This is a genomic window from Klebsiella sp. P1CD1, assembly GCF_003790505.1.
In the GTDB taxonomy this organism is placed as follows: Bacteria; Pseudomonadota; Gammaproteobacteria; order Enterobacterales; family Enterobacteriaceae; genus Klebsiella; species Klebsiella variicola.
Window position 1 is genome coordinate 5,557,723 of record NZ_CP033631.1, and the last position, 22,058, is coordinate 5,579,780.

Annotated in this window: 21 protein-coding genes; 12 read left to right on the forward strand and 9 right to left on the reverse strand. The window is 57.6% G+C overall.

The window, feature by feature from the left end:
- Window positions 1–156: 156 nt before the first annotated feature.
- Complete coding sequence (locus tag DTA24_RS27450) at window positions 157–1,065, reverse strand: LysR family transcriptional regulator (RefSeq protein WP_123837151.1); 909 nt, start codon at window positions 1,063–1,065, stop codon at window positions 157–159.
- A 91-nt stretch (window positions 1,066–1,156) separates the two neighbouring features.
- On the opposite strand from DTA24_RS27450, the gene DTA24_RS27455 reads away from it, so the two are divergent.
- On the forward strand, window positions 1,157–1,528 hold the full coding sequence (locus DTA24_RS27455; RefSeq protein ID WP_008807865.1) for a carboxymuconolactone decarboxylase family protein: 372 nt from the start codon (window positions 1,157–1,159) through the stop codon (window positions 1,526–1,528).
- Window positions 1,529–1,566: 38 nt separating this feature from the next.
- Here the strand turns inward: DTA24_RS27455 and DTA24_RS27460 are convergent, their stop codons facing one another.
- Entirely contained in the window at window positions 1,567–3,999 is a 2,433-nt protein-coding gene (locus tag DTA24_RS27460) for a bifunctional aspartate kinase/homoserine dehydrogenase II (protein WP_008807866.1), read from the reverse strand.
- A 2-nt stretch (window positions 4,000–4,001) separates the two neighbouring features.
- Window positions 4,002–5,162, reverse strand: coding sequence for a cystathionine gamma-synthase (metB, locus tag DTA24_RS27465; protein ID WP_008807867.1), 1,161 nt, complete (start codon window positions 5,160–5,162; stop codon window positions 4,002–4,004).
- Between the two features lie 267 nt (window positions 5,163–5,429).
- On the opposite strand from metB, the gene metJ reads away from it, so the two are divergent.
- A complete protein-coding gene (metJ, locus tag DTA24_RS27470) occupies window positions 5,430–5,747 on the forward strand; it encodes a met regulon transcriptional regulator MetJ (RefSeq protein WP_004107547.1) in 318 nt (105 codons plus the stop codon).
- A gap of 102 nt (window positions 5,748–5,849) precedes the next feature.
- Here metJ and rpmE read toward each other — a convergent pair whose 3' ends face one another.
- A complete protein-coding gene (gene rpmE / locus DTA24_RS27475) occupies window positions 5,850–6,062 on the reverse strand; it encodes a 50S ribosomal protein L31 (RefSeq protein ID WP_008807868.1) in 213 nt (70 codons plus the stop codon).
- A gap of 252 nt (window positions 6,063–6,314) precedes the next feature.
- Here rpmE and priA point away from each other — a divergent pair, with 252 nt between their 5' ends.
- The 7 genes from priA to rraA all read left to right on the forward strand — a co-directional run bounded on the left by priA (window position 6,315) and on the right by rraA (window position 14,279).
- A complete protein-coding gene (gene priA, locus DTA24_RS27480; protein ID WP_071583300.1) occupies window positions 6,315–8,510 on the forward strand; it encodes a primosomal protein N' in 2,196 nt (731 codons plus the stop codon).
- 150 nt (window positions 8,511–8,660) lie between these two features.
- Window positions 8,661–9,689 (forward strand): DNA-binding transcriptional regulator CytR, encoded by a 1,029-nt coding sequence (cytR, locus tag DTA24_RS27485; protein ID WP_004203676.1) that lies wholly within the window; start codon window positions 8,661–8,663, stop codon window positions 9,687–9,689.
- Between the two features lie 93 nt (window positions 9,690–9,782).
- The gene (gene ftsN / locus DTA24_RS27490) at window positions 9,783–10,745 is read left to right on the forward strand and encodes a cell division protein FtsN (RefSeq protein ID WP_072047552.1); all 963 of its coding nucleotides are present in this window, start codon (window positions 9,783–9,785) and stop codon (window positions 10,743–10,745) included.
- 91 nt (window positions 10,746–10,836) lie between these two features.
- Window positions 10,837–11,367: an ATP-dependent protease subunit HslV gene (hslV, locus tag DTA24_RS27495; RefSeq protein WP_002882918.1), complete on the forward strand. Its 531-nt coding sequence runs from the start codon at window positions 10,837–10,839 to the stop codon at window positions 11,365–11,367.
- Window positions 11,368–11,376: 9 nt separating this feature from the next.
- Entirely contained in the window at window positions 11,377–12,711 is a 1,335-nt protein-coding gene (gene hslU / locus DTA24_RS27500) for an HslU--HslV peptidase ATPase subunit (protein WP_008807871.1), read from the forward strand.
- A 69-nt stretch (window positions 12,712–12,780) separates the two neighbouring features.
- Window positions 12,781–13,701, forward strand: a complete 921-nt coding sequence (gene menA / locus DTA24_RS27505; protein WP_038421951.1) for a 1,4-dihydroxy-2-naphthoate polyprenyltransferase — start codon at window positions 12,781–12,783, stop codon at window positions 13,699–13,701.
- Between the two features lie 92 nt (window positions 13,702–13,793).
- Window positions 13,794–14,279 carry a ribonuclease E activity regulator RraA gene (gene rraA / locus DTA24_RS27510; protein WP_002882913.1) on the forward strand — a complete coding sequence of 162 codons (486 nt, stop codon included), beginning with the start codon at window positions 13,794–13,796 and terminating at the stop codon, window positions 14,277–14,279.
- 61 nt (window positions 14,280–14,340) lie between these two features.
- Here rraA and pfkA read toward each other — a convergent pair whose 3' ends face one another.
- From pfkA to cpxP, 3 genes are all read right to left on the reverse strand, one after another.
- Window positions 14,341–15,303 carry a 6-phosphofructokinase gene (gene pfkA, locus DTA24_RS27515; protein WP_002882911.1) on the reverse strand — a complete coding sequence of 321 codons (963 nt, stop codon included), beginning with the start codon at window positions 15,301–15,303 and terminating at the stop codon, window positions 14,341–14,343.
- Window positions 15,304–15,499: 196 nt separating this feature from the next.
- Window positions 15,500–16,402: a CDF family cation-efflux transporter FieF gene (fieF, locus tag DTA24_RS27520; RefSeq protein WP_008807873.1), complete on the reverse strand. Its 903-nt coding sequence runs from the start codon at window positions 16,400–16,402 to the stop codon at window positions 15,500–15,502.
- 158 nt (window positions 16,403–16,560) lie between these two features.
- Window positions 16,561–17,064 carry a cell-envelope stress modulator CpxP gene (cpxP, locus tag DTA24_RS27525; RefSeq protein WP_004178004.1) on the reverse strand — a complete coding sequence of 168 codons (504 nt, stop codon included), beginning with the start codon at window positions 17,062–17,064 and terminating at the stop codon, window positions 16,561–16,563.
- Window positions 17,065–17,213: 149 nt separating this feature from the next.
- Here cpxP and cpxR point away from each other — a divergent pair, with 149 nt between their 5' ends.
- Both cpxR and cpxA read left to right on the forward strand, forming a co-directional pair.
- Window positions 17,214–17,912 carry an envelope stress response regulator transcription factor CpxR gene (gene cpxR / locus DTA24_RS27530; protein WP_002882901.1) on the forward strand — a complete coding sequence of 233 codons (699 nt, stop codon included), beginning with the start codon at window positions 17,214–17,216 and terminating at the stop codon, window positions 17,910–17,912.
- Window positions 17,909–19,282 (forward strand): envelope stress sensor histidine kinase CpxA, encoded by a 1,374-nt coding sequence (cpxA, locus tag DTA24_RS27535; protein WP_008807874.1) that lies wholly within the window; start codon window positions 17,909–17,911, stop codon window positions 19,280–19,282. Before cpxR ends, cpxA begins: the two co-directional genes overlap by 4 nt.
- A gap of 63 nt (window positions 19,283–19,345) precedes the next feature.
- Here cpxA and yiiM read toward each other — a convergent pair whose 3' ends face one another.
- Window positions 19,346–20,020: a 6-hydroxyaminopurine reductase gene (gene yiiM, locus DTA24_RS27540; protein ID WP_117249037.1), complete on the reverse strand. Its 675-nt coding sequence runs from the start codon at window positions 20,018–20,020 to the stop codon at window positions 19,346–19,348.
- A gap of 72 nt (window positions 20,021–20,092) precedes the next feature.
- Window positions 20,093–20,713, reverse strand: a complete 621-nt coding sequence (sodA, locus tag DTA24_RS27545; protein WP_004203668.1) for a superoxide dismutase [Mn] — start codon at window positions 20,711–20,713, stop codon at window positions 20,093–20,095.
- Window positions 20,714–21,001: 288 nt separating this feature from the next.
- On the opposite strand from sodA, the gene rhaT reads away from it, so the two are divergent.
- Window positions 21,002–22,036, forward strand: a complete 1,035-nt coding sequence (gene rhaT, locus DTA24_RS27550; protein ID WP_046622711.1) for an L-rhamnose/proton symporter RhaT — start codon at window positions 21,002–21,004, stop codon at window positions 22,034–22,036.
- Window positions 22,037–22,058 lie beyond the last annotated feature (22 nt).

A 22,058-nucleotide genomic window follows, 5' to 3' on the forward strand; every position in this document is an offset into this window, starting at 1 on the left:
AAAATGACGGAAAAGCGCGCGGGCGTCAATAGAAAAATCTGCGTAAAGAGTGAGGAATAAGCCTCAAAAATGAAAAAAATTCATCTTCCGCCGCTTTGCCAGCCGAAAGAGCTCGCTCTGCAGTCAATATGGGGTAGCACAATGTTCAGCCTGAGACTAGCGAGTCGTCAGGTGATCATCCAGCAGTGAGAGCCATTGCTGCACGGATTCCGCATGGTGAGGCGCATAGACTACCCCAAGGCTTAACGGCATGTTGTCGCCTTCAGCGACAGGACAGAACACCACCCCCTGACGCTGGATCGCGGAAAAGGACGCCGGCAGGAGGATCATGCCTTCCCCACGCGCAATACGCGCCAGCAGCACATCATGTTCGGCAGGCTCTTCCACGTAAGCGGGGGTATAGCCAGCCCGGTCAAAAATACGTCGCGTGTAGTCAAAGAAATCGGGATTGCGCTCGCGTTTAAACCAGAACAGCGGCCGATGATTGAGCGCGCGTAGCGTTAACGCTGGTCTGGCGGCTTCCGGCCAGGAGACAGGCAATGCCGCGATGAGCGGCTCCTGATACGGCAAAGGATGCAGGTGCAGCCCTTCAGTATTCAGCGGCAGCGCGACCAGCGCCGCATCGAGTTTGCCTTTGCGTACCTGCTGAGCCAGTGCCGGTGAGGCGTGGCGGGTAATATGCAACGTGCGGGTATGATCGCTCAGCGCAGATTCAACGGCGGCGAAAATGCCCTGTTCAAAGGCGGTGGTCAATCCCAGACGCAAGGGCTGCGGCGAGTGAGCGGAGAGCTGGCTCAATGCCGCCAGCGTGCGTTCCTGGAGCGCCAGCAGAGGTCGAATCATCTCCAGCACCTCTCTTCCCGCGTCGGTCAGGATCAAGCCTTTGCTGTGGCGCTGAAACAGCGTCACCCCCAGCTGCGCTTCCAGATGGCGGATATGGCGGGTCAGCGGCGGCTGCGAGATAAATAACCGCTGCGCCGCCCGGCTGATGTTATTTTCCTCCGCCACCACGGCAAAGGCGCGCAGCAGGCGAATATCCAGGGAATGTAATCGCGAAGTTGTCATACTGAAAAGGTATCACGAAAAGGGTATTACTCAAGTCCGGCACACTTCCCTACCCTTCCTCTCAACGCTTCATCACAGAGAGGAAAAAATGATGTCCAGCGAACGTTATATCACCGGTCAGGAAATGCTGCAGCGGGTGGATGGCCACGGCGGGGAAGCCGTCGTCGACAGCCTGCAGGATATCGCCCCCGATTTCGCCCGCTATCTGATTGAGTTCCCCTTCGGCGATATTTACGCCCGGCCGGGGCTCGATTTACGCAGCCGGGAAATCGCTACTATTGCCGCGCTCACCGCGCTGGGTAACGCCGCGCCACAGCTGAAAGTACACATTGCCGCAGGATTAAATGTCGGCCTGACACAAGAGGAGATTACGGAAGTGATCATGCAGATGGCGGTCTACGCCGGCTTCCCGGCGGCGCTCAACGGCCTGTTTGCCGCTAAAGCGGTTTTTGCGGCGCACTAACAAAAAAGACCAGGCAGCGCCTGGTCTTTTTCTCGGAACTACAGCAGCTGCGCCAGACGGTTAATATCCGACTGGATCGCTCCGGCGGTCACATCGCGCCCGGCGCCGGGTCCGCGGATCACCAGCGGGTTATCGCGATACCAGCGGCTTTCGATGGCGAACACGTTATCGCACGGCAGCAGCGCCGCCAGCGGGTGCTCTTCGCGTACCGCTTCCACGCCGACACGTGCTTTGCCGTTAGCATCAAAGCGCGCCACGTAGCGGAGCACCAGCCCCATCTCGCGGGCCGCCTCCAGGCGCTGCAGCATTTGCTCGTTCAGCTCTTCGCCATTTTCAAAGAAGTGATCGACCGACCCCTCTTCGCAGTGTGCAGGGACCAGTGATTCCACACGGACCTGATCCGGTTCGATGTCATAACCCGCTTCCCGCGCGAGGATCACCAGCTTACGCATTACATCCTTACCGGACAGATCGACGCGCGGATCCGGCTCGGTCAGCCCCTGCTGCCAGGCCTGATCCACCAGGTCGGTGAACGGCACTGTGCCATCAAACTGCAGGAACAGCCAGGAGAGCGTTCCCGAGAAGATACCGCTCAGACCGAGGATGGTGTCGCCGCTGTCGATCAGATCGCGCACGGTATGGTTCACCGGCAAACCCGCGCCAACCGTAGCGTTATACAGCCAGTGGCGACCCGTCTTCTCAAACGCGTCGTGGATCTGGCGATATTTATCACTGCTGCTGGCGCCCGCCAGCTTGTTGGCGCTGATCACATGGAAACCATGGCTGGCGAAATCAAGGTACTGGTCGGCCAGCTGTTCGCTGGCGGTGACGTCCAGCACCACTAAATCATCGTACGGATGCGCGCGCATCCACAGGAACAGCGACTCTTCATCCTGTTCCACCGCTTCATCGTTGAAGAAGGCCAGCGCCCGGCTGGCATCCAGCCCGTCGTAGTTCAGCAGGCTGCGTTTACTGTCGACTACGCCGGCGAGAACAAACTCGAAGCCAGTACGCGCCGACAAGGTGGTTTGTTCGCGGGCAAACAGCTCCAGCCAGCGGGAGCCAATGTTCCCCTTGCCGAACAGCATCAGGCCAATACGCTTCTCTGCACGAAACAAGGTCTGATGCAGCCCCTGGATCAGGCTTTCCGTTGGTCCGGCGCGCAACACGGCTACCAGACTGATCCCCTCTTCGGACTGCCAGGTGAACTCCACCGGTTGCCCTTTCAGTTGCTGCCAGAAACGATGGCAGTGCAGTGGGTTACGGGTGACACCCGCGCCCACCATCGCCACCAGCGCCAGCTTCTGACGCAGACGCAGCTCGCCCGGCAGACCCGCTTCATCGAGCAGCTTCAGCGCGCTGTCGGCGACCTCGGAGGTATAGCAGAACTGCAGCAGCTTACGGTCGGCATGGACGCCAACGGCTAACGGGCGCAGCTGGGCGCGTTTGAGCAGGGCGTCCAGCTCTTTATGCGCCAGTTTGAAATCATGGCTGGCCGGCACCTGGAACTCCACCAGACAGACGTCATCATGGCTGGTGACAATCCGCGCGCCAGTACCCGAAGCTAGCACGCGCTCAATGCGCGTAGAACCCTGTTCCGGCGTATAGCTGCAACGTAACTGCAGATCGATATCGCTGGCGGACACCGGCTGCAGCGTGCGGGCGTGGAGCACTGGAGCGGCCAGACGCGCCAGCTCGCTGGCTTCATCCAGACGCAGCAGCGGCAGCAGACAGGCATCTTTGACCTTACGCGGATCCGCGCTGTACACCCCGGCGACATCACTCCAGATGGTGACGCGAGAGGCGCCCGCCAGCGCGCCGATCTGCGTGGCGGAGTAGTCAGACCCGTTACGGCCCAGCAGGACGGTTTCTCCGGCCTGGTTGCGGGAGATAAAGCCGGTCACCACCAGACGCTTATTAGGATGTTGCGCCATCAGCTGTTGCAGCAGTGGATAAGATAATCCTTCATCCACCTGCGGCTGCGCGGCGCGTTCCGCACGCAGGAAAGCGCGAGCATCCAGCCAGGCCGCTTCCATACCCAGTTGGTTAAGGACCGCCGCCATCAGGCGTGCGGACCAGACTTCACCATGGCCGACTACTTCCGCATAAACCGCTTCGGTAACCCCGCCATCAAGCAGCCCAGCCAGACGCTCAAGGTCATGGATGAAGGCGGCGATCAACGTATCCGCCGCCGCCGGCTCCACCAGACCGCCAATCAGCTCGGTCTGATAACGGCGAAGCGACTGCTGAACCTGATGCGCAGCAAGGCGATCGCTCTGGCTAAGTTTAAGCCAGCTGATCAGCTGGTTGGTGGTGCTGCCAGCGGCGGAGACAACCATCATGTCGCCCGCCTGCGAATATTCCTTCATGATCCCTGCGACGCGCAGGTAACATTTCGCATCCGCTAAACTACTCCCACCAAATTTGTGCAGCTGACGACCCTTCGCCCCTGCCTGCGCAATCACACTCATTTTTATTCCTCGTTTGCTGCCCGGAAGCCATTTTCCAGGTCGGCAATTAAATCTTCACCATCTTCAATACCGGTTGAAATACGCAGAAGCGTTTCTGAAATTCCGGCGGCGGCACGCGCTTCAGGCGCCATGCCGGCATGCGTCATCGTTGCCGCATGGGAAATCAGGCTTTCAACGCCCCCCAGCGATTCCGCCAGTGTAAACAGCGACAGCCCGCTCAGGAAACGGCGCAGCGTCTGCTCGTCACCATCCAGCTCGAAGCTTAACATTGCGCCAAAACCTTTTTGCTGACGCGCCGCAATTTCATGCCCCTGGTTTTCCGGCAGCGACGGATGATACAGCTTTTTCACCAGCGGCTGGGTTTTCAGATACTCAACAATCGCCAGGGCATTACGCTGCGCCACCTCCATACGCGGAGACAGCGTCCGCAGACCGCGCAGCAGCAAATAGCTGTCGAAGGCGCCGCCGGTGACGCCAATATTATTCGCCCACCATGCCAGTTCGGTGACAGTCGCCGGATCGTTGGCAATCACCACCCCGGCAACCACATCGGAGTGGCCATTCAGGTATTTAGTACAGGAATGCAACACCAGGTCGGCGCCCAGCGCCAGCGGGTTTTGCAGCGCCGGGCTCAGGAAGGTGTTGTCCACCACGCTCACCGCGCCTGCCTCACGCGCCAGACCACAGATTTTCGCAATATCCACCACCCGCAGCAATGGATTACTTGGGCTTTCAACCAGCACCAGCTTCGGTTTTTCCGCCAATGCCGCCCGCAGCGCCTGCTCATCATTTTGATCGACGAACTGGACGCGATAACAGCCGCGCTTCGCCAGGCTGTCGAACAGACGGTAGCTGCCGCCGTAGCAGTCGTGCGGCGCCACCAGCAGATCGCCCGGCTTAAGGAACACCGTCGTCACCAGCAGGATCGCCGACATACCGGTATTGGTCAGCACCGCGCCGGCGCCACCTTCCAGCTCCGCTAAGGCGCGCTGCACCACATCACGCGTCGGGTTGCCGCGGCGGGAGTAGTCGTGGGCGCGAGGTTCATTAAAGCCGGTGAAGTTATAGGTACTGGAAAGGTGGATCGGCGGGACAACGCAACCGTACTGCTCGTCGTCATTTAAACCGCTACGCACTGCGATGGTGGCCTGTTTACGCGTCATGTTGGGAAGTTCCTGGGCTGAATCGGTGAAAAGTCAGACTCCAGAGTAAACATTGTCACAATAGACGTCAATACATCTGGACATCTAAACTTCTTTGCGTATAGATTGAGCAAAGTGCAAATAGCCGTTAAAATTATATGCATTAGCGCACGTCGGTAGCGGCTTATCTCATGTTAGAAAGCGCGCTCATACGGTAAACTACGCGCAATTATAGCCCGGGCGGAATATTCTGGCCCTTCACTAATAAACAGAGGATTAAGGTATCTCATGGCTGAATGGAGCGGCGAATATATCAGCCCATACGCTGAGCACGGTAAGAAGAGTGAGCAAGTAAAGAAAATTACGGTTTCCATTCCTCTGAAGGTGTTAAAAATCCTCACCGATGAACGCACGCGTCGTCAGGTGAACAACCTGCGTCACGCGACCAACAGCGAGCTGCTGTGCGAAGCGTTCCTGCATGCCTTTACCGGACAACCGTTACCTAACGATGAAGACCTGCGTAAAGAGCGCAGCGATGAGATCCCGGAAGCGGCGAAAGAGATTATGCGTGAACTGGGGATCGACCCGGATACGTGGGAATACTGAGTTGATAAAAAGGGCGGAAGCAATCTTCCGCCCTTTTTTGTGTCCCGCGCAGGCTGGCGAGAGGCACAAAAAAGCCGCCCTGAGGCGGCTTTTTCTGGCAACTTACTTGCTGCCCGGGATGCTGAAGCGCTTGTTGAAGCGGTCAACACGGCCACCGGTAGCAACATCACGCTGTTTGCCGGTGAAGAACGGGTGGCATTTACCGCACACGTCGAGGTTCAGGTCGTGACCAACGGTGGAACGGATTTTCATGACATTACCGCAAGAACAGGTAGCAGTAATTTCTTCGTATTTTGGGTGAATACCTTTTTTCATGGGAGAACCTCAGTTAAGGCCGCGTCGCTCTTCCAGCCCTAACGCCAGACACCACGCGATATTAATAATTTCCCGTCGTCTTCCACGCTGCTGACAGCGCGAAGCGTACGGTAATGGTCAATCTCCAATGCGGTATAAAGTGCATTGAAGGCGGCGAATCATACAGAATTTGACCAGCATATGCAAACTGATCCGCGCCGCCTTATCGTAATGTGTATACTATCCCGCCAGATTTCAAGTCAGGAAGATGACATGCCCGTCGCCCACGTTGCCCTACCCGTTCCGCTACCGCGCACCTTTGACTATCTGCTGCCTGATGGCATGACGGTCAAAGCGGGCTGTCGGGTGCGGGTGCCGTTCGGCAAACAGGAGCGGATCGGCATTGTCGCGGCGGTGAGCGAGCGCAGCGAGCTGCCGCTGGATGAACTCAAACCGGTCGCCGAAGCGCTGGACGACGAGCCGGTCTTCTCCGGCACCGTCTGGCGACTGCTGATGTGGGCGGCTGAGTATTACCATCATCCGATTGGCGATGTGCTGTTCCATGCGCTGCCCATTCTGCTGCGCCAGGGCAAACCCGCCAGCGCGACGCCGCTGTGGTACTGGTTCGCCACCGAGCAGGGGCAGGCTGTCGACCTCAACGGTCTGAAACGCTCCCCAAAGCAGCAGCAGGCGCTGGCGGCGCTGCGCCAGGGAAAGATCTGGCGTCATCAGGTTAGCGAACTGGAATTTAATGAAGCGGCGCTGCAGGCGCTGCGTGGCAAAGGGCTGGCGGAGCTGGCCTGTGAAGCGCCCGTTCTCACCGACTGGCGCAGCACGTATTCGGTTGCCGGCGAACGCCTGCGTCTGAATACCGAACAGGCCACCGCCGTCGGGGCGATCCACAGCGCTGCCGATCGCTTCTCCGCCTGGCTACTGGCAGGCATCACAGGCTCAGGGAAAACGGAAGTCTACTTGAGCGTGCTGGAGAATGTACTGGCGCAGGGGCGCCAGGCGCTGGTGATGGTGCCGGAGATCGGCCTGACGCCGCAAACTATCGCCCGTTTTCGCCAGCGCTTTAATGCGCCGGTGGAAGTGCTGCACTCCGGACTCAATGACAGCGAACGTCTCTCGGCCTGGCTGAAGGCGAAAAACGGCGAAGCGGCCATTGTGATCGGCACTCGCTCCTCGCTGTTTACCCCGTTTAAAGACCTCGGCGTCATCGTCATCGACGAAGAGCATGACAGCTCCTATAAACAGCAGGAGGGCTGGCGCTACCACGCCCGCGACCTGGCGGTATGGCGCGCTCACAGCGAACAGATCCCGATTATTCTCGGCTCGGCGACGCCGGCGCTGGAGACCCTGCACAACGTCCGCCAGGGCAAATATCGGCAGTTAACCTTAAGCAAACGCGCGGGCAACGCGCGTCCAGCCCAGCAGCACGTGCTCGACCTGAAAGGACAGGTGCTGCTGGCGGGTCTGTCACCCGCGCTGATCAACCGCATGCGCCAGCATCTGCAGGCGGATAACCAGGTGATCCTGTTTCTTAACCGCCGCGGCTTTGCGCCGGCGCTGCTGTGCCACGACTGCGGCTGGATCGCGGAGTGCCCGCGCTGCGACAGCTACTATACGTTGCACCAGGCGCAGCACCATCTGCGCTGCCACCATTGCGACAGTCAGCGCCCTATCCCGCGCCAGTGCCCTTCCTGCGGTTCCACACATCTGGTGCCGGTGGGTATCGGCACCGAGCAACTGGAGCAGTCCCTGACGCCGCTGTTCCCTGGTGTGCCCATCTCGCGTATCGACCGCGATACCACCAGCCGTAAAGGGGCGCTTGAGGAACATCTCGCCGCAGTCCACCGCGGCGGCGCGCGCATTTTGATCGGCACCCAAATGCTGGCCAAAGGCCACCACTTTCCGGACGTGACCCTCGTCTCCCTGCTGGACGTCGACGGGGCGCTATTTTCCGCTGATTTCCGCTCCGCAGAGCGTTTCGCTCAGCTCTATACCCAGGTCTCCGGACGAGCGGGCCGGGCAGGAAAACAGGGCGAAGTGATCCTGCAAACCCACCATCCGGAGCATCCTCTACTGCAGACCCTGCTGTATAAAGGCTACGACGCCTTTGCCGAGCAGGCGCTGGCCGAACGCCAGACGATGCAGCTACCGCCGTGGACCAGTCACGTGTTGATACGTGCTGAAGACCATAACAACCAGCAGGCGCCGCTTTTTTTACAGCAGTTACGTAATCTCTTGCAGGCCAGCCCGCTGGCCGACGATAAACTGTGGGTGCTCGGTCCGGTTCCGGCGCTGGCGCCGAAGCGCGGCGGCCGCTGGCGCTGGCAAATATTGCTGCAGCACCCTTCGCGGGTGCGCCTGCAGCACATCGTCAGCGGTACGCTGGCGTTAATCAATACGCTACCGGAGGCGAGAAAAGTGAAATGGGTGCTGGATGTCGATCCTATTGAAGGGTAAGGCTTCTCTTGCGAGCCGGATCGAAAAATTCAACAAGCATCACGTTTTTCATGAAAATTCTGTAACTCACTGCCGCGACTATCTGATAAAAATGATGCAGCAGTTAGCGCGCAAGGGAAATGTCAGCGCCATTCAGCGAGGAGAAACCAGGTGAAGCCCAAAAAACAAGTGGTTGCCGCCACCATGAAAGACGTCGCCCTCAAGGCAAACGTTTCCACGGCAACCGTGTCCCGAGCGTTGATGAACCCTGATAAGGTGTCGCAAGCCACCCGTAACCGGGTCGAGCAGGCGGCGCTGGAAGTCGGCTATTTACCCCAGTCGCTCGGGCGAAATATGAAGCGCAACGAATCGCGGACGATCCTCGTGATCGTGCCGGATATCTGCGATCCCTTTTTTAGTGAAGTCATCCGCGGAATTGAAGTCACGGCCGCCGAGCACGGCTATCTGGTGTTAATCGGCGATTGCGCCCACCAGAACCAGAAAGAAAAAACCTTTATTGACCTTATTATCACCAAGCAGATCGACGGCATGGTGCTGCTCAGCTCGCGCCTGCCGTTCGACGCCAGCGTGGAAGAGCAGCGCAATTTGCCGCCGATGGTCATGTCGAACGAATTCGCGCCGGAGCTGGAGTTACCCACCGTCCACATCGATAACCTGACGGCGGCCTTTAACGCGGTGAACTATCTTCATGAGCTGGGACACCAGCGTATTGGCTGTATCGCTGGCCCGGAAGATATGCCGCTGTGCCATTATCGTCTGCAGGGTTACGTGCAGGCGCTGCGTCGCAGTGGCATCACCGTCGATCCGCACTATATCGCTCGCGGCAACTTTACTTTCGAAGCCGGCGCCAATGCGCTGGAGCAGCTGCTGTCACAGCCGGTGCCGCCCACCGCGGTCTTCTGCCATAGTGATGTGATGGCGCTGGGCGCCTTGTCGCTGGCGAAACGCCGCGGCCTGAAGGTGCCGGACGACCTGTCGATTGTCGGCTTCGATAACATCGCGTTGTCTGAATTTTGCGATCCGCCGTTGACTACCGTTTCACAGCCGCGTTTTGATATCGGCCGTGAAGGAATGCTGCTATTACTTGAGCAAATGCAGGGTCATAATGTGAACAGCGGCTCGCGTCTGCTCGATTGCGAACTGATCGTTCGCGGCAGTACGCAAAAAATCAGACGATAACCATCAGGCTTTCGGGCCTGCTCTTCTGGTCAAAGGCCCGCCGCTTAAGTAACATGGCGGGCTGACGAACAAATATAAGACAGCGAAACGATAGTGGCACAACGAGATTATGTACGCCGCAGCCAACCGGCTTCTTCGCGGCGCAAAAAGAGCACTACCCGAAGCTCAAGGAATAAGCAAAGCAGCCTTCCGGCGATTTCACCGGCTATGGTGGCGATCGCGGCGGCGGTGCTGGTGGCCTTTATCGGTGGACTTTATTTCATTACGCACCATAAGAAAGAAGAAGCGGAAGCGATGCAAAATCGCCAGGCCGCCGGTAACGGCTTGCCGCCAAAACCGGAAGAGCGCTGGCGCTATATCAAAGAGCTGGAAAGCCGCCAGCCTGGCGTCCGCGCGCCGACCGAACCGACCGCCGGTGGCGAGGTGATGAAACCGGAACAGCTGACCGACGAGCAGCGCCAGCTGCTCGCCCAGATGCAGGCCGATATGCGCCAGCAGCCGACCCAGCTGACCGAAGTGCCGTGGAACGAACAAACCCCGGCACAGCGCCAGCAGACGTTGCAGCGTCAGCGTTTAGCACAGCAGCAACAGCAGGCGCAACAGCAGCAGTGGACGCAAACTCAGCCGCAGGCCGTGCAGCAGCAGCCGCGCGTCCAGCAGCCGAAGCCGGTGCAACAGCAACAGCCGAAGCAGACCGCGTCGAACCAGCAGCCGTACCAGGATCTGCTGCAGACGCCGGCGCATACCAATACCACGCAGCCACGTACGCAGGCCGCCGCGCCGGTAACCCGCGTGGAGGAAGCGCCGAAAGCCGCCGAGAAGAAAGACGATCGTAGCTGGATGATCCAGTGTGGCTCCTTTAAAGGCGCCGAGCAGGCCGAAACCGTCCGCGCTCAGCTGGCTTTTGAAGGGTTTGCTTCACATATCACCACCAACAACGGCTGGAACCGCGTAGTCATTGGCCCGCTGAAAGGCAAAGAAAGCGCCAACGAGATGATCACCCGTCTGAAGATGGCCGGACACGCGAACTGCATTCGTCTCGCCGCCAGGGGTTGAAACCCTCAAAATCCCCCCCATCTATAATTGCATTCGGCCCCGCGGACAGCGCGGGGCCCCTGTTCCGCTTTTGCAACCAAGGGGTCTGCTCGTGACTACAATTGTAAGTGTTCGCCGTAACGGCCATGTTGTTATTGCCGGTGATGGCCAGGCCACGCTGGGCAACACCGTGATGAAGGGCAACGTGAAGAAAGTGCGTCGTCTGTATAACGACAAAGTGATTGCCGGTTTTGCTGGCGGCACCGCTGACGCCTTCACGCTGTTCGAACTGTTTGAACGTAAACTGGAAATGCACCAGGGCCATCTGGTGAAGGCCGCCGTTGAGCTGGCCAAAGACTGGCGAACCGATCGGATGTTGCGCAAGCTGGAAGCGCTGCTGGCCGTCGCAGACGAAAACGCGTCGCTTATCATCACCGGTAACGGCGACGTGGTACAGCCAGAAAACGATTTGATTGCTATCGGCTCCGGCGGTCCTTACGCCCAGGCCGCGGCCCGCGCGCTGTTGGAAAACACCGATATGGGCGCGCGCGACATCGCCGAGAAAGCGTTGGATATTGCAGGTGATATCTGCATCTATACCAACCATTTCCACACCATCGAAGAATTACCTTCTAAAGCGTAAGGATCTCCCATGTCTGAAATGACCCCACGCGAAATTGTCAGCGAACTGGACAAACACATTATCGGCCAGGACGCCGCCAAGCGTTCTGTTGCTATCGCCCTGCGTAACCGCTGGCGCCGGATGCAGCTTAACGAAGAGCTGCGTCATGAAGTCACGCCGAAAAACATTCTGATGATCGGCCCAACCGGCGTCGGTAAAACCGAGATTGCCCGTCGTCTGGCGAAACTGGCCAACGCGCCGTTTATTAAAGTTGAAGCGACCAAGTTCACCGAAGTGGGCTATGTTGGTAAAGAAGTGGACTCGATCATCCGCGATCTGACCGATGCGGCGATCAAAATGGTTCGCATGCAGTCCATCGATAAAAACCGTTACCGCGCGGAAGAGCTGGCGGAAGAGCGCGTGCTTGACGTGCTGATCCCACCGGCGAAAAACAACTGGGGCCAGGCTGAACAGCCGCAGGAACCCTCTGCTGCGCGCCAGGCGTTCCGCAAGAAACTGCGTGAAGGCCAGCTGGACGATAAAGAGATTGAAATCGATCTCGCTGCGGCGCCGATGGGCGTTGAAATCATGTCCCCTCCGGGCATGGAAGAGATGACCAGCCAGCTGCAGTCCATGTTCCAGAACCTCGGCGGTCAGAAGCAGAAACCGCGTAAGCTGAAAATCAAAGACGCGATGAAGCTGCTGATTGAAGAAGAAGCGGCCAAGCTGGTCAACCCGGAAGAGCTGAAGCAGGAAGCCATCGACGCTGTAGAACAGCACGGTATCGTCTTTATCGACGAAATCGACAAAATCTGTAAGCGCGGCGGCAACTCCTCCGGCCCGGACGTGTCTCGCGAAGGCGTACAGCGCGACCTGCTGCCGCTGGTTGAAGGCTGCACCGTCTCCACCAAGCACGGGATGGTTAAGACCGACCACATTCTGTTTATCGCCTCCGGCGCGTTCCAGGTGGCCAGTCCGTCCGATCTGATCCCTGAACTGCAGGGGCGTCTGCCGATCCGCGTTGAGCTGAAAGCGCTGACCACCCATGACTTCGAGCGCATCCTGACCGAGCCGAATGCCTCCATCACCGTGCAGTACAAAGCGCTGATGGCGACCGAAGGGGTGAATATCGAATTCACCGAAGACGGTATCAAGCGTATCGCCCAGGCCGCGTGGCAGGTAAACGAAACCACCGAGAACATCGGTGCGCGTCGCCTGCACACCGTGCTGGAGCGTCTGGTGGAAGATATTTCCTATGATGCCAGCGAGATGAACGGCCAGACCGTCATTATCGATGCCGAATATGTGAGTAAACACCTGGATGTTCTGGTGGCAGATGAAGATCTGAGCCGTTTTATCCTATAATCCGGTGCAATGCATTTTCATCACTGTTGATGGGGGCTATAGCCCCCATTTTTATTGGCTAAAATAACTATGACTGATATCAGCCGTTCTCGGGCATGGCTGGAAAGCCTGCGTCCTAAAACGTTACCGCTGGCGTTTGCCGCGATTATTGTTGGCACCACCCTTGCCTGGCAGCAGGGCCATTTTGATCCCTGGGTTGCTCTGCTGGCGCTGATCACCGCTGGCTTGCTGCAAATTCTTTCTAACCTGGCGAATGACTATGGCGACGCAGTCAAAGGGAGCGATAAACCCGATCGCATCGGGCCGCTGCGCGGCATGCAGAAAGGGGTGATTACCCCCCAGCAGATGAAGCGCGCTCTCATCGTCACCGTCGCGCTGATCTGTCTGTTTGGTCTGGCGCTGCTGTGCGCCGCCTGGCAGAGCGTCGGCGACTTCATCGGCTTCCTCGCCCTGGGAGGCCTGTCTATCGTGGCCGCCATCACCTACACGGTGGGCACCCGCCCCTATGGATATATTGGTCTGGGTGATATCTCAGTACTCGTTTTCTTCGGCTGGCTGAGCGTCCTCGGCAGCTGGTATCTGCAAGCCCATAATGTGGAAGCGGCCATTTTTCTGCCAGCGACGGCCTGCGGTCTGCTGGCAACCGCCGTGCTGAACATCAATAATCTGCGCGATATTGATAGCGATCGCCAGAACGGAAAAAACACCCTCGCCGTGCGTCTGGGGCCGGTCAATGCCCGCCGCTATCATGCCTGCCTGCTATTCGGCGCCCTGCTGTGTCTGGCGCTGTTTAATCTGCTGGCGCTGCATTCTGTGTGGGGCTGGCTGTTTATTCTCGCCACGCCGCTGCTGGTGAAACAGGCGCGCTACGTCCTGCGCGAATCCGATCCGCTGGCGATGCGGCCAATGCTCGAAAAGACGGTCAAAGGGGCCTTACTGACCAACCTGCTGTTTGTTATCGGAATTATTGCCAGTAAGCTGATGGCTTAACTGACAAATATCAATTAACAATTGATGATTTTGCCAACAATGGGATTCGCGGGATATACTAAAAACTCTCGCAGCAACTGAACGTTAAGCCTATGAAATACGATACTTCCGAGCTTTGTGACATCTACCAGGAAGATGTCAACGTCGTGGAACCGCTGTTCTCTAACTTTGGAGGACGGTCGTCGTTTGGTGGACAAATCATTACGGTAAAATGTTTCGAGGATAACGGGTTGCTCTATGATCTGCTCGAGCAGAACGGCCGTGGTCATATTCTCCTGATCGACGGCGGCGGCTCAGTACGACGCGCGTTAATTGACGCCGACCTGGCGCGTCTGGCCGTACAGAATGAATGGGAAGGGTTAGTGGTCTATGGCGCGGTGCGCCAGGTTGACGACCTTGAGGAACTGGACATCGGCATCCAGGCGCTGGCGGCTATTCCGGTCGGCGCGGCTGGCGAAGGCATCGGCGAAAGCGACGTGCGCGTCAATTTCGGCGGGGTGACCTTCTTCTCCGGCGACCATCTGTATGCCGATAACACCGGGATGATCCTGTCGGAAGACCCGCTGGATATCGAATAAACCCTCCGCCATAAAAAAGGCCTTCTCCATGAGAAGGCCTTTTGTTTATCCGACGCGCAACTTAGTACAGTTTCTTCGCGCAATCCAGCCAGTCGTTCTTGAACGGACGCTTCATGTTCTCGATGGCATCGATGATGTCGTGGTGCACCAGCTTCTCGTTCTGGATGCCGACGCAACGGCCGCCATGGCCCTGCAGCAGCAGCTCAATTGCATAGGCGCCCATGCGGGAAGCCAGGATGCGGTCGTAAGGAACCGGAGAACCGCCGCGTTGAATGTGGCCAAGAACGGTAGCGCGAGTTTCACGGCCGGTTTCTTTCTCGATGTAGCTTGCCAGCTCGTCAACGTCGCACATGTGCTCGGTAATCGCCACGATAGCGTGTTTTTTCCCTTTCGCGATACCAGCTTTGATTTCAGCGACCAGATCGTCACGGGTGTATTCCACTTCCGGCACCATGATGAACTCACAGCCGCCGGCAATCGCCGCCGCCAGGGTCAGGTCGCCGCAGTAACGGCCCATCACTTCCACCACGGAGATGCGCTGGTGTGAAGAAGAGGTGTCGCGCAGACGGTCAATCGCTTCCACCACGGTGCTCAGGGCGGTGAAAAAGCCGATGGTGTAGTCAGTGCCTTTGATATCGTTGTCGATGGTGCCCGGCAGACCGATGCACGGGAAGCCCATCTCGGTCAGGCGCATTGCCCCCATATAGGATCCGTCACCACCGATAACCACCAGCGCATCCAGGCCGCGCTTCTTCATGTTTTCGATAGCCACAGCGCGAATGTGTTCTTCGCGGAATTCCGGGAAGCGAGCGGAGCCCAGGAAGGTGCCGCCGCGGTTGATCATGTCGGAAACGCTGTAACGGTCGAGCTGAACCATACGGTCTTCATACAATCCGAGGTAACCGTCATAGATTCCAAAAACTTCCAGACCTTCCGTTAATGCCGCGCGCACAACGCCACGAATTGCTGCGTTCATGCCCGGCGCATCACCGCCACTTGTCAACACACCGATTTTCTTAATCATGACTACCTCTGAACTTAGGAAGCAAAAAATAATTCTGTTGCCTGAAGCGCTCCCTCACCAGGAGTGCACGACGCTAATGACAATAGTATATCAAACGCCTCAAGCTGAATTGATTCAGGTCAGACCAAACGGCGGTAATTTATACAAAAAATGCCGATCTGCCCCACATTTTTACATCGAGTTTACAGACTATAACCTAACGCTCAAAAAAGCCCTGCTGCGCCGCTGGCACCACAGAACTGGGATCCTGATGGATAATGACATCGGAACCCGGGAAACGGCGCAGAATCGCCTGCTCCACCTGGTCTGCAATCACGTGGGCTTGCACCAGCGGGAGGTTATCTTCCATTTCCAAATGAATCTGAATAAAGCGGGTCGGCCCTGACTGCCGCGTTCGTAGATCGTGCGCCCCGCGGATGCCGGGCCATGCGGTCACGATGGTGATAATGTCCTGACGCTCCTCGTCAGGCAAGGCGCGGTCGAGTAGTGACTGAACCGCCTCATAGCCCATCCGCAGCGCGCTATATAAAATATAGATGCCAATTCCTAAGGCAAACAACGCATCGGCGCGATGCCAGCCGTACCAGGAAAGGCCCAGCGCCACCAGAATAGCGCCGTTCATCATAACATCAGACTGATAATGAAGCATATCCGCCCGCACCGCCTGGCTCTGGGTTTTTCGCACCACCCAGCGCTGGAAGGTCACCAGCGCCAGCGTGCTGAACAGGGCGATCAACGTGACGACGACCCCGACGCCAGCGGCCTGCAGCGGCTCCGGACGCACCAGGTGCTGGATGCCGGTGAGAAACAGAAACAACGCCGAGCCGGAGATAAACATGCTTTGCGCCAGCGCCGCCAGCGATTCCGCTTTGCCATGGCCAAAGGTATGTTCTTCATCAGCAGGTTGCAGCGAATAGCGAACCACCAGCAGGTTGGTCAGCGAGGCGGCAATATCCACCAGCGAATCCACCAGCGCAGCCAGAATACTGACTGAACCGGTATACCACCACGCAAAAATTTTGATCAAAAGTAACGCGGAGGCCATGGCCGTCGCGGCGATAGCGGCGCGGCTGACCAACCGGCCATAAGATTGATTCATATAGGCTCCTTCTCCTGCACTGCGCTTAGTATAACCTGAACTTGTGACGCTCACGGGATACGCGAAGAAGTTGATTTGCCGAAAAAAGGGCAAAAAAAACCCCCACATCATGTGGGGGAAGACAGGGATGGTGTCTATGGCAAGGAAAACAGGGTTTGTTACTGGGGTTGCAGGGTGTTGCTACTACTCGAAAGCATCATGGCTGAGCCTTTCTGCATCCTTGCAACCTCACGCAACTGATCCATACGTTGCTGGTGCTTAGCATTTAAAACCGCTTGCTGCTCTGGCGTAAGCAGGTGATACATCTGGTTGCGGACCTTAGCCATCTCGACCTGGCGAGCAACCTGTTCCTGCGCCATCTTTTCTGCCTGGGCGCGCACAGCGTTTTCATCAAAATTTTCTGCGGTGACAAGGCGATGCATTGTCTCCATTTCGCTAACATTAACGGGGAGCCTGTCGTGGCGTGCCCGTTGCATAAGATCCCGTAACTGCTGACGTTGCTGCTCGGTTAAACTTATGCCGTCAAACATATGGCTCTGGCTACCGCGCTGTCCCCCTTCGTCTCCGGGGAGCCAGTTAACGCTGGTAACGACTTCAGCGGCCTGGCTATATGCACTTAGCGCCAGCGTTGAGGCCATGACGGCAGCGATAACATTGCGCATCACATACTCCCAAAACGTTTGTGTCGCGATTCAACGAGAGACAGTCTACGATTCAGGCTGCAAACATGCGTCAGGGGGTGTAAAACAACGTAAAGTCATGGATTAGCGGGCCTTGATGACGTAATTTCTGCCTCGGAGGTATTTAAAAGATGAATAAAATCCTGTTAGTTGATGATGACCGGGAGCTCACCTCCCTGTTAAAAGAGCTGCTCGATATGGAAGGTTTTAACGTGCTGGTGGCCCATGATGGGGAACAGGCGCTGGCCCTTCTGGACGACAGCGTTGATTTATTGCTGCTCGACGTAATGATGCCGAAGAAAAACGGTATTGATACGCTGAAAGAGCTGCGTCAGACACACCAGACCCCGGTTATCATGCTAACAGCGCGCGGAAGCGAGCTGGATCGCGTTCTCGGCCTTGAGCTGGGCGCGGATGACTATTTGCCTAAGCCGTTCAACGATCGTGAACTGGTGGCCCGTATACGCGCGATTCTGCGCCGTTCCCACTGGAGCGAGCAGCAGCAGACGACCGAAGCCGGATCGCCAACGCTGGAAGTGGATGCCTTAAGCCTCAATCCGGGCCGTCAGGAAGCCAATTTCGATGGCCAGACGCTGGAGCTCACCGGTACCGAGTTCACCCTGCTCTATCTGTTAGCGCAACATCTCGGCCAGGTAGTGTCGCGTGAACATTTAAGCCAGGAAGTGTTAGGCAAGCGCCTGACGCCGTTCGACCGCGCCATCGATATGCATATTTCCAACCTGCGGCGTAAGCTGCCGGAGCGCAAAGATGGCCATCCGTGGTTTAAAACGCTGCGTGGCCGCGGGTATCTGATGGTTTCCGCTTCATGATTGGAAGTTTGACTGCACGCATCTTCGCCATCTTCTGGCTCACGCTGGCGCTGGTGTTGATGCTGGTGCTGATGTTGCCCAAACTGGATTCCCGGCAGATGACCGAGCTGCTGGAAAGCGAGCAGCGTCAGGGCATCATGATCGAGCAGCACGTCGAGGCCGAGCTGGCCAACGATCCGCCAAACGACCTGATGTGGTGGCGCCGTCTGTTTCGCGCCATCGATAAATGGGCGCCGCCGGGACAACGCCTGCTGCTGGTGACCAGCGAAGGCCGCGTGATCGGCGCAGAACGCAACGAGATGCAGATCATTCGTAACTTTATCGGCCAGGCCGATAATGCCGATCATCCGCAGAAAAAACGCTATGGCCGCCTGGAAATGGTGGGCCCGTTTTCCGTCAGGGACGGCGAGGATAACTATCAGCTCTATCTGATTCGTCCCGCCAGCACCTCCCAATCCGACTTTATCAACCTGTTGTTTGACCGGCCGCTGCTGCTGCTGATCGTCACGATGCTGGTCAGCGCCCCGCTGCTGCTGTGGCTGGCGTGGAGCCTGGCGAAACCGGCGCGTAAGCTGAAAAACGCCGCCGACGAAGTCGCCCAGGGCAACCTGCGCCAGCATCCGGAGCTGGAAGCCGGGCCGCAGGAGTTCTTAGCCGCTGGCGCCAGCTTTAACCAGATGGTGACCGCGCTGGAGCGGATGATGACCAGCCAGCAGCGGCTGCTGTCGGATATCTCGCATGAGCTGCGCACACCACTTACGCGCCTGCAGTTGGGCACCGCCCTGCTGCGTCGCCGCAGCGGTGAGAGCAAGGAGCTGGAGCGCATCGAAACCGAGGCGCACCGGCTGGACAGCATGATCAACGACCTGCTGGTGATGTCGCGCAATCAGGCCAAAAATGCCCTGGTCAGCGAGACGGTGAAAGCCAATCAGCTGTGGGGCGAAGTGCTGGACAACGCGGCGTTTGAAGCCGAGCAGATGGGTAAATCTTTCACCGTTGAATATCCGCCGGGCCCCTGGCCGCTGTACGGTAACCCTAATGCGCTGGAAAGCGCGCTGGAGAATATCGTCCGCAACGCCCTGCGCTACTCGCACACGAAGATTTCCGTCAGCTTCTCGGTGGATAAAGACGGGATTACGGTTAACGTCGACGACGACGGCCCGGGCGTTAGCCCGGAGGATCGCGAACAGATTTTCCGGCCATTCTACCGGACCGACGAGGCGCGCGACCGCGAGTCCGGCGGCACCGGTCTGGGGCTGGCGATTGTCGAAACCGCTATTCAGCAGCACCGCGGTTGGGTGAAGGCCGACGACAGCCCGCTGGGTGGTTTGCGCTTAACCCTTTGGCTGCCGCTGTATAAGCGCACCTGACTCTGTCCCGGCTTGCGCTGCGCTAAGCCGGGAGCATCCCCGAAAATACTCAATATGGGGGAATTATTTCCCCCACAATCTCCGCGAACTATCCTCGATCTTGCCGCTTAAACGCCGCTTCTGCATCGTTCTGCTCCAGCTCACCGACAGGCCCGCAGCCGACAATAAACGATGATACTGATCATCATCAAACGGCATCTGCCAGGCAATCGCCCCGGCCTCATGGACACTGACATCGCTCAGCCGGGAAACCAGTTCGAGGGGCGCATCGCTGGAGACTTGCCCCCCGGCAATCACCCGATACAACCAGCCGGTCTTCCCGCTGTTTTGCACCAGCTGCGCCATATCACCGATCGCAAAATGAAAGTTGAGCTTGAAGCACGGCGATCGCGGCTGGGTGACCTGGATCAGCGCCTCGCCCCAGCGAAAGATATCGCCGATATAAACATTTTGCTCGGTAAGCCCGGTGGTGGAGAGGTTTTCGCCGAACGCCGGCGCGCAGAAGCGCTCGGCCTGCTGGGGGAATTCACGCATCCAGTCGGCATAGTGTTCGCGCGGATAGTGGCACAGCGCGCGGTCCGGCCCGCCGTGTATGTTCTTCTCCGCCTGCTCATCCCCATCGAGGCCGAGATCGCCGAGCTGCAATTCGCCATCGACCTGGATTTTGCCGATCGCGCTGGGGCGACTGCCCGCGTAGTCCCTGATTTTGCCGACAAAGACATTCACCGGATAATGCATGGCTGCTCTCCTTGCTACAGATATAAAAAAAGCGAGTCATCAGACTCGCTTCTCTCTTAGCGCAATGCAACCTTATTTTTTAGCGGCAAAACGCGCTGCAGCTTCGTCCCAGTTCACTACGTCCCAGAAGGCTTTGATGTAGTCCGGGCGACGGTTCTGGAATTTCAGGTAGTAAGCGTGTTCCCACACGTCCAGACCCAGGATCGGGAAGCCGGAAGCGCCGGAAATGGCTTCGCCCATCAGCGGGGAATCCTGGTTGGCGGTGGAGACAACGGCCAGTTTGTCACCTTTCAGTACCAGCCACGCCCAGCCGGAGCCGAAACGGGTCGCAGCGGCTTTTTCGAATTCCGCTTTGAAATTGTCTACAGAGCCGAAATCGCGCTCGATAGCCGCTTTCAGGTCGCCCTGCAGGGTGGTGCCGGTTTTCAGGCCTTTCCAGAACAGGCTGTGGTTAGCGTGGCCGCCCGCGTTGTTACGCAGTACGGTTTTTTTGTCAGCCGGCAGTTGATCCAGCTTGGTGATCAGCTCTTCAGCGGACAGGTTAGCGAACTCCGGCAGGCTTTCCAGCGCGGCGTTGGCATTGTTCACGTAGGTCTGATGGTGTTTAGTGTGATGGATCTCCATCGTCTGCTTGTCGAAGTGCGGTTCCAGAGCATCGTAAGCGTACGGCAGGGATGGCAGGGTATAGCTCATAATCATCTCCATTATTGTCGAGCGGCTCAAGTGTTAACGCCGCGTAAGCAGTTTGTCCATTATAGTTAATTAAATGGTATTGAAAATGCTTATCAATGCCGTATTTTTCATATGGATATAACCAGAAGAAATACCCGCCATTTTGTGATGTAGAACAACTAATTAAGCCCATGGTTGCCAGGGTTCGCCATCCTGTGGCAACGGCTTGAAGGCGGCCAAAGCGGCTAATTTTTACACTCATCACATCGGAAGCCGCCGTCTCCGATAAAAAAGATGAGGATAAAATCAATGAACCACGCGATTACGATGGGTATTTTTTGGCATTTGATAGGGGCCGCCAGTGCCGCCTGTTTCTATGCCCCGTTCAAAAAAGTAAAACACTGGTCGTGGGAAACCATGTGGTCGGTTGGAGGGATCGTCTCCTGGCTGATCCTGCCCTGGGCCATCAGCGCCACACTGTTACCCGATTTCTGGGCCTACTACCGCTCCTTTAACGCCTCCACGCTGCTGCCGGTCTTTCTGTTCGGCGCCATGTGGGGCATAGGTAATATCAACTATGGCCTGACCATGCGCTATCTTGGCATGTCGATGGGGATTGGCATCGCCATTGGCATCACGCTGATTGTCGGCACGCTGATGACGCCGATTATTAACGGTCAGTTTGCAGTGCTGATGCACACCCAGGGCGGTCAAATGACGCTGCTCGGCGTGCTGGTGGCGGTGATTGGCGTCGGCATCGTCACCCGCGCAGGCCAGTTGAAAGAGCGCAAAATGGGCATCAAAGCCGAAGAGTTCAATCTGAAGAAAGGACTTCTGCTGGCGGTGATGTGCGGCATCTTCTCAGCAGGGATGTCGTTCGCGATGAACGCCGCCAAACCGATGCATGACGCCGCCGCAGCGCTCGGCGTCGACCCGCTGTACGCGGCGCTGCCAAGCTACGTAGTCATTATGGGCGGCGGGGCGCTGGTCAACCTCGGCTTCTGCTTTATTCGTCTGGCGAAAGTGAAGAGTCTGTCAGTCAAAGCCGATTTCTCGCTGGCCAAACCGCTCATCATCAGCAACCTTCTGCTCTCCGCCCTCGGCGGCCTGATGTGGTATCTCCAGTTCTTCTTCTATGCCTGGGGCCACGCCAGCATTCCGGCGCAGTATGACTATATGAGCTGGATGCTGCACATGAGTTTCTACGTGCTGTGCGGCGGTCTGGTGGGTCTGGTGCTGAAGGAGTGGAACAACGCCGGTCGTCGTCCGGTGAGCGTCCTGAGCCTCGGCTGCGTGGTGATCATCATCGCCGCCAATATCGTCGGTCTGGGAATGGCCAGTTAACCACCGGGTCATCAGCCAGACA